Below are 9,801 nucleotides of genomic sequence, written 5' to 3'. Positions count from 1 at the left end.
CCGATATAGAGTGCGTACAGACCCATTGGGTTGTCCGGGCCGGCCGGGAAGATCGGCGGCAGCGGCGAACCGGCCGCCGCGGCATCTTCATGCATCTTTTTCGTCGGCGTCCAGGTTGGGCCATCCTTCTTGCTTTGTACCGTAGTCGTCCAGTTTACCGGCGTATCTTTACCCAGCTCACCCACGCCAACCGGCAGCACAACCACCGTTTTCCCACCTTTCGGATAATAATAAAGCCGCATTTCGGCGCTGTTGATCACAATACCTTCGCGCGGGGCGTCGGGCAGGATCAGCTGCTGAGGCACGATCAGTTTTGAACCCGCTTTGGGCAGATAAACATCCACACCAGGATTGGCTTCGAGCATATTGCTCAGGCCCATCTGATACTGTGCGGCAAACGCTTCCAGCGGCAGTTTGCTCTCCTGAGGCACGGTAATTTCAATGTTTTCGCCAAGAAGACGGCTGTTGGCGGCGGGCAGAGGATAAACCACGGCAGAAGCAGACTGGCTGTAAGCGGTGGCGGCCAGCAGTAAAGTGGCTAACGCGCGGATGCTTTTTTTCATATTCTTCAAGGTATTGCGCCATGTAATCTGTGGATAAAGGAGCCTGTGCAGGTCGGCTGTGACCGGCTGCACATTATATGGTCATTACTCAGCAGGAATAAACCTGCATTTGCTGTAAAAAGCCAGCTTTACGTAAATTTAGCCACAGAGCGTTTTCTGCGGCCATCCGCGTCAGGGCTGCCATAGCGGATCGTCACCGTTCAGTTTACGGTTCAGGAAAAAAGCCGCGCTGATCAGGGCCAGGTGGCTGAGCGCCTGCGGCGTATTGCCTAAAGCATAGCCCTGGTGATCGAACTCTTCGGCATAAAGCCCGAGCGGATTGGCATAGCTTAGCAGTTTTTCAAATTCAAAATGGGCTTCGTAAACCCGGCCGGCACGTGCAAGGCACTCCACGTACCAGAACGAGCAGGCGGTAAAGGATCCCTCCGTGCCCTCCAGTCCGTCAGCTGGCGTTTCGGTTCGGTTATAGCGTTTGACCAGTCCGTCGTTAACCAACCTGTCTTTAATGACGTCCAGCGTGGCCAGCCAGTCGGGGTCGGTGGCGCCCACGAACCTGACCAGCGGCATCAACAGCATGGAAGCGTCAACGAAATCGCCGTGGCGCGTCGCGACAAAATGCCCTTTTTCTTCATTCCAGAAGTGGGTCCAGATATCTTCCCGGATAGCGTCGCGCGTGCGCAGCCAGCGCTCATACGGAAACGACAGCGAACGCTTCTGGCCCAGTCGTATCGCCCGATCCATCGCCACCCAACACATCAGGCGCGAATGCAGAAAATGCTCCGGTTCGCCGCGCATTTCCCAGATACCGGCATCGGGCTTGTTCCAGTTTTCGCTGACGTGATCGATCATTTTACTGACGTGCAGCCAGCCGCGATGTGAGATTGCCTCACCGTATTTGTTAGCCAGATAAACCGCGTCCATCAGTTCGCCATAGATATCCAGCTGGGTCTGATTCCAGGCGTCGTTGCCGATGCGTACCGGTGTCGAGTTGGCATAGCCTGACAGGTTAAGCAGTTCGCTTTCGTGCAGCTCGGTACCGCTGTCGATGCGGTACATCACCTGAAGCTTTTCGACATCGTGGTGGCTGTTTTCCACGCAGCGTCCCACCCAATGGGTAAAATGACGAGCCTCATCAACGTAGCCCAGCCGCATCAGCGCATACATGCTGAAAGAGGCATCGCGCAGCCACGAGGCACGATAGTCCCAGTTGCGTTCGCCGCCCAGCTCTTCCGGCAGGCCGAACGTAGCCGCGGCGGCAATAGAGCCATGCTTCCAGGAGGTCAGCAGTTTCAGGGTCAGGGCTGAACGGGTGACCATTTCCTGCCAGCGGCCGCGGTAGGTGCTTTTCGCACTCCATTCACGCCAGTAACGCAGCGTATCCTGAAAGCAGAGGGTTGTTTTTTCCTCATCTACCTTTTCGTCATCCGCGCCACCCAATACAAACTCACGGTGTTCGCCAGCTTTTAAGGTAAATGTGGCTGTCGCTGTATTGCGCGCCAGCTGGAAGTCGGCTTTCCCGCTCAGCCGCAGCGTAGGCTGATTTTCCGCACTGAACAGCACGTCGCCCTGATCCAGGCTGGCAATAGTATCGGCACGTGCATAATCATGAACGGGCGCGCAGCGCAGCGTAAATGTCGCTTCGCCATGGATAACTTTAACCCGTCGGATCAGGCGAGGCTCCCGATCTTCCTGCTGGCAGAGCGGCATATAGTCGGTGATCTCCGCCACGCCTTTACGATCCAGCCAGCGCGTTTGCAGAATGGTGGTGTCGGGCAGATAAAGCTGCTGGTGGCGTGCCTCCGGCCAGTCAGGCTCAATGCTGAAAAGGCCCGCTTCATCGCCGTCCAGCAGGGCGGTAAAGACGGAAGGACTGTCCAGATTCGGCCAGCAAAAGTAGTCGATTGCGCCATCGTTGGCGACTAAAGCACACGTGCGTAAATCGCCAATAACGCCATGATCTTCAATCTTTCTTTTTATCTTACTCATACCCTTTCCTCGGGAGGCCGATTGTTTTTTAACTATAGTCAGGGGCAGGCCGGGCAGATGTCAGGAAGCGCAAGCAAGTGTAAACGCCACTGAATTACCCTCATCTATACTTAGCTGTTTGACCACGAGCGAGGAAAACCCATGAGTAAAGCAGAGCATAAAGTTGCCGTTGTAACCGCATCCGATTCCGGGATAGGCAAGGCCAGCGCGATTATGTTGGCAGAGCAGGGGTACGATATCGGCATTACCTGGCGCTCGGATGAAAAAGGCGCACAGGATACGGCGAAGCAGGTACGCGAACGGGGCAGAAGAGCGGAGATCCAGCACCTTGACCTGGCCGATCCACAGGAAGGAGGCCGCGCGCTGGAAGCGTTGATCGGCAAATTTGGCCGTATTGACGCGCTGATTAATAACGCCGGCACCAACGAGAAATCCCCTTTTCTGGAAACCTCTTTCGAATCGTGGCGGAAAGTTTTTACCGTGGATGTGGACGGGGCTTTTATTTGTGGGCAGATTGCCGCGCGCCATATGGTCGCGCAGGGCGAAGGTGGCAGGATTGTTAACATCACTTCGGTACATGAGCACACGCCGCTGCCGGATTGCACGGCCTACACGGCGGCCAAACATGCGCTGGGCGGTCTGACCAAATCGATGGCGCTGAGCCTGATGCCGCATCAGATCCTGGTCAATTCGGTCGCGCCCGGCGCTATCGCCACGCCAATGAACAACATGAGCGATAATGACGCTCACAACGTGTCGATCCCTGAAATCCCGGCAGGCAGACCAGGCGATCCGCGCGAAATAGCCAGCATGGTGGCCTGGCTCTGTTCCGAATGGGCAAGCTACACCACAGGCCAGTCTTTTGTGATAGACGGCGGCTTCACGCTGGCAAACCCACAGTTTTTTATGCAGAAGTAGTTGTCAGCCAGGGCGAAGCGCCGACTTCGCCTTTTTTATTTGCCGGGGTTACTCTTCATCCGGCTGACGTGCGGCGCGGCGCTTAAACCAAATTCTTACCCCCCAGACCAGCGCCACAATCAGCACGATCCAGAAAATTTGCTTGAGGTGACGATCCAGCGTGTGCAGCCACGGTGCGATAACCTGACCACCGATATAGCCCAGCGAAACGAAAATCAGTGCCCACAGCACGGCACCAATCACGTTCAGCAACATAAATTTTTGTGGTTTAAGCTGGCTGGAACCGATGATAATCGGGCCAACAATCCTCAGGCCGTACATAAAGCGTACGCCAATCACAAACAGCACCGGCCGCTTACGGATTAGCGAGTTGGCTTTCTTAATCTGCTTCTGGTGTTTTTTAAACTTTTTAAGGATGGTCGCACCGTAATAACGGCCAAGGAAAAACAGCGCGGTATCGCCCAGAATGCCGCCTGCCATCGCTACCAGCACCACCAGGCCATAATGCAGCAGGCCTTCATGCGCCGCCACGCCGCCCAACAGCGTGAAGGTTTCCCCTTCGGCAATACAGCCTAAAAACAGCGCCACGTAACCGTACTGTTCGATCAGGTGATTAATATCCATTTGCGTTTGCTCCTGCGGTTAATGCGCTCAAAGCTTTTAGTCTAAACGCTGAGGGCCAAAGCGGGACAAAAGTTGCCAGAAAATGCACTTTTTTTCGTAACAAACAGAATCGCTTAGCATCGGGTGGTGGCGTTTAAAAAATAAACAGTTTGCGATCGCTTATACTTTACGTGACCCGCCATTCCGCTGCGGCTTCTCAAAGATTAAGGGGTGAAGATATGAACCACGTATGGGGACTTCTTGCGCATCCTGACCGTGAAATGCGCGATATTCGGCAAGAGAACGAAACCGTTTCGCATCACTATACGCACCATGTTTTATTGATGGCGCTGATTCCGGTGATCTGTGCCTTTATCGGGACGACCCGCTTAGGCTGGGATTTTGGCGCACAGCGTACCATTCAGCTGACGCTGGTTACCGCTTTTATGCTCGCCATTGTTTTTTACGGCCTGATTTTAGGCGGGGTCGCGGTGATGGGGAGGGTGATTCATTGGATGGCACGCAACTATCCTCAGCGCCCCAGCCTGCAACGTTGTACCGTCTTTGCCGGCTATGTTGCTACGCCGCTCTTTATCAGCGGTCTGGTCGCACTTTATCCACTGGTCTGGTTATGCCTTTTTGTCGGCACGCTGGCACTGGCCTATACCGGCTATCTCTTGTACCTCGGCATTCCTATGTTTTTGAATATCGACCGGGAAGAAAGCCTGCGCTTTTCTGGCTCCACGCTGGCTATTGGCGTGCTGGTCTTTGAGGTGCTGCTGGCGCTGACCGTCGTGCTGTGGGGGTATGGCTACCGCCTGTTTTAACCGTGACCGCCGTCAAATCATCGACGGCGGATTCGTTACGCCCGGATACGAATATCCCTTAGGAAAAAGATTCTCCCTCAGCGTATGATGACGCCGCCAGCCCCGTGTGGCGTGCATTGCGCGGCGGCGGCGTATGGCATCGCCATACCTGAACCACTACCCGATTAAGTTTTCAATAATGCCTGCAAAAATTCGCTTGTCTCTTTTGAGTTTGGCTTTGCTTTTTACTGGACAGGTTCTTGCGCGCCAGGCCGCTGTCAGCCCGCACGAGGTGTCGCTCTCGCAGCCGCAGATTGCTTCCGGCAGCGCGATGATTGTCGACCTCAGCACCAATAAAGTGCTCTACGCCAACCATCCTGATTTGGTGCGGCCGATGGCTTCTATCACCAAACTGATGACGGTGATGGTCACGCTCGATGCGCATCTGCCTATGAACGAGATACTTAACGTCGATATCAGCCACACGCCGGAAATGCGCGGCGTCTTCTCCCGCGTACGTTTAAACAGTGAAATCAGCCGTAAGGATATGATGCTGTTGGCGCTGATGTCTTCGGAAAACCGCGCGGCCGCCAGCCTGGCGCATCACTACCCGGGCGGCTATGACGCTTTTATTCGGGCGATGAACGCGAAAGCGCGCGAGCTGGGTATGACCCATACGCGCTACGTGGAACCTACCGGCCTGTCGATTCAGAACGTGTCGACCGCGCGTGATCTGACTAAGCTGCTGATTGCCAGCAAGCGCTATCCGTTGCTTGGGCAACTGAGCACGACGCATGAAGAGATGGCTACTTTTGCTAATCCACCCTATACGCTGCCGTTCCGCAACACTAACCATCTGGTTTACCGACCGGACTGGAATATTCAGCTGACCAAAACCGGCTTTACTAACGAGGCGGGCCACTGCCTGGTGATGCGTACCGTGATCAAACAGCGTCCGGTCGCGCTGGTAGTGCTGGACGCCTTCGGGAAATATACCCACTTTGCCGACGCCAACCGCCTGCGCAGCTGGCTGGAAACGGGGAAAGTCTCGCCGGTTCCCGCCGCGGCGCTAAGTTATAAAAAGCAGCGGGCGGCGGAAATGGTCAGCAATGGCGGTAGCGGCGACGTTACTGAATAGTTAAGCATCTGCTGGTTTTCGGGCAGGCAACCCCCTAAAATAACCCGTGTTTGCCTGCCCGATTGTCTGATACCTGGAACTTTTCATGTCTACCATAGTGACTTATTTACGCGCTTGCCTGTTCGCGCTTATCGCTTTTGCTCCCGCGCTCGTGTATGCCGCTGACGATGATGCCAGCCAGCAAACCGCCGAGGCGCCTGCCAAACTGAACGCCGCCGTTGAGCTGCCGAAAATGCAGAAGGTGCTGGATAAAATTAAACAGCAGGTTTCCGGCGAAACCAACGACAGCAAGCTGAGCGCGCTCAACGATATGTCGCTGGAACTGTCCGGCGATGCTGAAACGCTGGTGCAGGCTATTACGCCGCAGCGAACCCAGCTTCAGGCGCAGTTGGACGTACTTGGCCCGCCGCCCAAACCGGAAAGCGGCGTAAAAGAGACGGCGGAAGTCACCAGCAAGCGTAAGAATTTGCAGAATCTGAAGGGGAAAGTTGACGATCAGATTAGCCAGGCGGAAGCGATTAAAAGCAGCGCGACCAATCTGTCTGCACAGATCGTCAGTCTGCGCCGCGATGCGTTAAAGACCCAGCTTGCCCTGAACGCAGGCAGTATTTTCGGGCCGCGTTTCTGGTCGCCGCTCTACAATAGTCAAAGTAACGACAATGAGAAAGTGAGCGACTTTCTCAACGAGCTGGGCGAGACGGCAGTGCTGGCCTGGCAGCCGGGCTTTCGGCTGGGCACCGTTGTCTGGATAGTGTTAGCGGGCCTGATAGCGACGTTCGGACGCCGTTACATGGAAGAGTTTCTGGCGTGGGTGGGCATCCACCGTCTGCCGGAAGGGCGCCTGCGCCGCAGTTTTCTTGCCGCCGCGATTGCGTTGACCACGCTTGGCGCGGTCGTGCTGGCCTTTAATTTTCTCGACCTTGCCTTTACCCGCCATCCGGACGTGTCGGACGACGTGCGCGATTTTGCCGATAAGCTGGTTGGTCTGAGCATTTTCTGCGGCCTGATTGCGGGCCTGGGCCGGGCGTTTCTCTCCACGCGTCGACCTTCCTGGCGACTGCCGACGATTTCCAACGAGGTAGCACTGGCGTTAAAACCCTTTCCGCCACTGATGGCAGGGCTGGTGTTCGTCTTTCAGACGCTGGAAAACCTCAACAGCAGCGCCAATACCAGCGTCGCCACCACGGTGATGGCCAACGGCATTACCGCGTTGCTGATCGGCGCGGCGGCACTCTCTATCAGTTTCCGGACCAACCGCGTGCGCCGCAAGCTGGTACTGGAAGGTGCGCAGCCGGAAGCGAAATCAACGCTTGTAGGCCTGATCCAGATGGCGATTACGCTGACCGGCGTGGCGATTATGGCGACGTTGGTGATCGGCTACGTCACGCTGGCGCGCTTCTTAAGCTATGAGCTGATTTGGGCGGGGATCGTCTGCGGCTCGTTTTATATTCTCAGCCACCTGGTGGCAGATGCCTGTGAATCGTTGTTTTCGACCAGTAACGCTACCGGCAAAGGTATTCAGCGCTCGCTGAACATCGACGAGCGTCATCTCTCTCAGGTCGCCGCGCTACTGGGCGCGCTGGGCAAAACCGTGCTGGTGCTGATTGCCGCTATAGCCTTGCTGAACGGCACGTTTAGCAGCGCCACGCCAATTGAGCTGGTGCAAAAAGCCATTGAATTTTGGGGCGGCAAAGGGCTGGAATCGCTGAATATCGTGCCGGCGCACGTGCTGAACGCGCTACTGTGCCTGATTGTCGGCATCTATGTGCTGCGTTCGGCTCGCCGCTGGCTGGATCAGGATTTCCTGCCGAAAACTACCATGGACACCGGGATGCGGGTGTCGCTGATTACGCTGTTCAGCAATCTGGGCTACGTGTTGGTGATCCTGCTGGCGCTGTCGGTAATGGGGCTTCAGTGGAACAAGCTGGCCTGGATCGTCAGTGCCCTGTCAGTGGGTATCGGTTTTGGCCTGCAGGAGATCGTCAAAAACTTTATCTCTGGTCTGATCCTGCTAACCGAACGGCCGGTCAAGGTGGGCGATCTGGTCAGCATCAGCGGTATTGAGGGAGATATCCGCCGCATTAATGTGCGCGCCACTGAGATCCAGCTGGGCGATAAATCCACGGTGATCGTACCGAACTCGCAGTTTATCTCACAGAACGTGCGTAACGCGACCATGGGCAACGCGCAGGGCGTGGCGACTATTACGCTGACGTTCCCACTGGATATCGATCCGGTGAAGGTGCGCCAGCTGCTGCTGGACGTGTATGTTGATAACGAACGTATTTTGGACACGCCAGAGCCTTCCGTGGCGTTTAAAGATCTCACCCCCGCCGGTATCGTGCTGGCGGTAACCGGCAACGTGGCCAGTCCGCGCCAGGTTTCCGGTGCAAAAAGCGATCTGTTGTTTGATATTCTGACGCGACTGCGCAAAGAGGGCATCGTGCTTTCCACGCCGCAGACGATGATCGTCGAGCAGCGCAACGGGCAGAAGGTCGTTGTGCAGGACGGCGAAGCCTAAGTACCCGGCGGCATGGTCGTTGGCCATGCCGCTGTTTTCTCAGCTTTCCGCTTTTTTTGTACAGCCACACTCCGCCCAGTTTTTCGCTTTGGTGGTTTTACCAATCCCAGGGTTAAAACTGTTGGTCGGATCGAGCTGCTGATAAAATGCCTTCAGCTGCGGTTTGGCCTGGTAAAGGTGGCCTACGTTGTGCTCCGCAGGATATTCCGCGCCACGCTCGCTGAGGATCTGCAACATCTTCTCCTTTAGCGCGTGTGCGTCAACGCCCTTTTTCACGATGTAATCCTGATGGAAGACGTGGCAGAAAAAGTGGCCATAATAGAGGCGATGCACCAGCGCGTCGTCAAATTCCGGCGGCAGCTTCTCAAACCACTCACTGTCGTTACGGCGTAGTGCTATATCCAGCGCCAGAATATCTTCAACTTCCTGCTGATGGACGGCGTGATAACGCACCGCCGCGCCTGCAGCGGCAAAACGATGCAGAAAGGCTTTGCTGCCTTCTTCTGGCGTGCATTCAAAATAGTCGCCATCCGCCTGCTGAAAATAATTTTTCAGGTACTGACGCGCCTCCTCAACGCCTGGCCCGGCCATCTTCAACATCAGATGATGCTCGAAGCGCTGACGATAAGCTTTCAGCCTGGCAGGCAGATGGGAAGGCAGCAGGCCGCTGAGTTTTTGCATAATGCGGTCGGTGAGGTTGGGCTTAATAAACGAGAAGCGCTTTAACAGCGCGTCGGTATGGCCTTTAAGCGCGAAAAATAGCGGCATTTTATCGGTGCCGAGTTTATCGATCATCACAAACGTATCTTTGCCATAAGTTTCAGCAATATCAAACATATCGCGGTGCAGATATTCACCCGCCACCGGCAGTTCACTAAAGTTTTGCAGGATATGGCGGCGCAGCTCGTCCAGCACGGCTGGCTGATTAGTGCCGATATAAAAAACCTGCTGAGCTTTCTCGCTGGCAAAGGTATCCAGCCGAACGGCGAACACGGCCAGCTTGCCCGCGCAGCCGGAAGCCTCAAACAGCCGCCGCGCGTCTGCGTTAAAGCGGGATGGCGTGTCCGCCTCGACTTCGCGCACTCGTTTGGCGTAATCATGATCTGAGGCGTATCGCCTGTCATATTTCACATCTTCAGGCCGCCAGGTTTCATCATCAAGACGGCTGAGGATTTGCTCTGGCGTGCTGCCCAGTTCAATCCCAAGATGGTTCACCAGCATCAACCTGCCGCTGGCATCTTTTTGCGCATAGAGTGCCATTTCACT

8 protein-coding genes are annotated in these 9,801 nt (G+C 55.6%); 4 read left to right on the top strand and 4 right to left on the bottom strand.

The window, feature by feature from the left end; genetic code table 11:
- Both RTK32_RS13510 and RTK32_RS13505 read right to left on the bottom strand, forming a co-directional pair.
- The coding region (locus RTK32_RS13510; protein ID WP_409451095.1) for a L,D-transpeptidase family protein at positions 1 to 563 on the bottom strand (563 nt) is incomplete at its 3' end.
- Between the two features lie 171 nt (positions 564 to 734).
- On the bottom strand, positions 735 to 2,549 hold the full coding sequence (locus RTK32_RS13505) for a glycoside hydrolase family 15 protein (RefSeq protein ID WP_312044762.1): 1,815 nt from the start codon (positions 2,547 to 2,549) through the stop codon (positions 735 to 737).
- 141 nt (positions 2,550 to 2,690) lie between these two features.
- Between RTK32_RS13505 and RTK32_RS13500 the strand changes: the two genes are divergently transcribed.
- Positions 2,691 to 3,467 (top strand): SDR family oxidoreductase, encoded by a 777-nt coding sequence (locus RTK32_RS13500; protein WP_312044760.1) that lies wholly within the window; start codon positions 2,691 to 2,693, stop codon positions 3,465 to 3,467.
- Positions 3,468 to 3,515: 48 nt separating this feature from the next.
- Here the strand turns inward: RTK32_RS13500 and RTK32_RS13495 are convergent, their stop codons facing one another.
- Positions 3,516 to 4,091 carry a DedA family protein gene (locus RTK32_RS13495; RefSeq protein WP_312044759.1) on the bottom strand — a complete coding sequence of 192 codons (576 nt, stop codon included), beginning with the start codon at positions 4,089 to 4,091 and terminating at the stop codon, positions 3,516 to 3,518.
- 218 nt (positions 4,092 to 4,309) lie between these two features.
- On the opposite strand from RTK32_RS13495, the gene RTK32_RS13490 reads away from it, so the two are divergent.
- The 3 genes from RTK32_RS13490 to RTK32_RS13480 all read left to right on the top strand — a co-directional run bounded on the left by RTK32_RS13490 (position 4,310) and on the right by RTK32_RS13480 (position 8,535).
- Positions 4,310 to 4,897: a Yip1 family protein gene (locus tag RTK32_RS13490; RefSeq protein WP_312044757.1), complete on the top strand. Its 588-nt coding sequence runs from the start codon at positions 4,310 to 4,312 to the stop codon at positions 4,895 to 4,897.
- Positions 4,898 to 5,075: 178 nt separating this feature from the next.
- Positions 5,076 to 6,014 (top strand): D-alanyl-D-alanine endopeptidase, encoded by a 939-nt coding sequence (gene pbpG / locus RTK32_RS13485; RefSeq protein ID WP_312044764.1) that lies wholly within the window; start codon positions 5,076 to 5,078, stop codon positions 6,012 to 6,014.
- An 85-nt stretch (positions 6,015 to 6,099) separates the two neighbouring features.
- Entirely contained in the window at positions 6,100 to 8,535 is a 2,436-nt protein-coding gene (locus tag RTK32_RS13480) for a DUF3772 domain-containing protein (RefSeq protein WP_312044755.1), read from the top strand.
- Between the two features lie 39 nt (positions 8,536 to 8,574).
- Here RTK32_RS13480 and dld read toward each other — a convergent pair.
- Positions 8,575 to 9,801, bottom strand: a 1,227-nt coding sequence (gene dld, locus RTK32_RS13475; RefSeq protein ID WP_312044753.1) for a D-lactate dehydrogenase, incomplete at its 5' end; no start/stop codon positions are given.

Origin of the sequence: Erwinia sp. (assembly GCF_031978025.1) — a bacterium.
Taxonomy (GTDB): Bacteria; Pseudomonadota; Gammaproteobacteria; order Enterobacterales; family Enterobacteriaceae; genus Erwinia.
The sequence above is the reverse complement of the archived record's forward strand: the minus strand, read 5'-3'. Positions and strand labels throughout refer to the sequence as shown.

What these genes read in the sequence shown, in the direction of transcription:
- RTK32_RS13505 (WP_312044762.1), bottom strand. Translation starts at nt 2,549, where the DNA reads ATGAGTAAGATAAAAAGAAAGATTGAAGATCATGGCGTTATTGGCGAT.
- RTK32_RS13500 (WP_312044760.1), top strand. Translation starts at nt 2,691, where the DNA reads ATGAGTAAAGCAGAGCATAAAGTTGCCGTTGTAACCGCATCCGATTCC.
- RTK32_RS13495 (WP_312044759.1), bottom strand. Translation starts at nt 4,091, where the DNA reads ATGGATATTAATCACCTGATCGAACAGTACGGTTACGTGGCGCTGTTT.
- RTK32_RS13490 (WP_312044757.1), top strand. Translation starts at nt 4,310, where the DNA reads ATGAACCACGTATGGGGACTTCTTGCGCATCCTGACCGTGAAATGCGC.
- pbpG (WP_312044764.1), top strand. Translation starts at nt 5,076, where the DNA reads ATGCCTGCAAAAATTCGCTTGTCTCTTTTGAGTTTGGCTTTGCTTTTT.
- RTK32_RS13480 (WP_312044755.1), top strand. Translation starts at nt 6,100, where the DNA reads ATGTCTACCATAGTGACTTATTTACGCGCTTGCCTGTTCGCGCTTATC.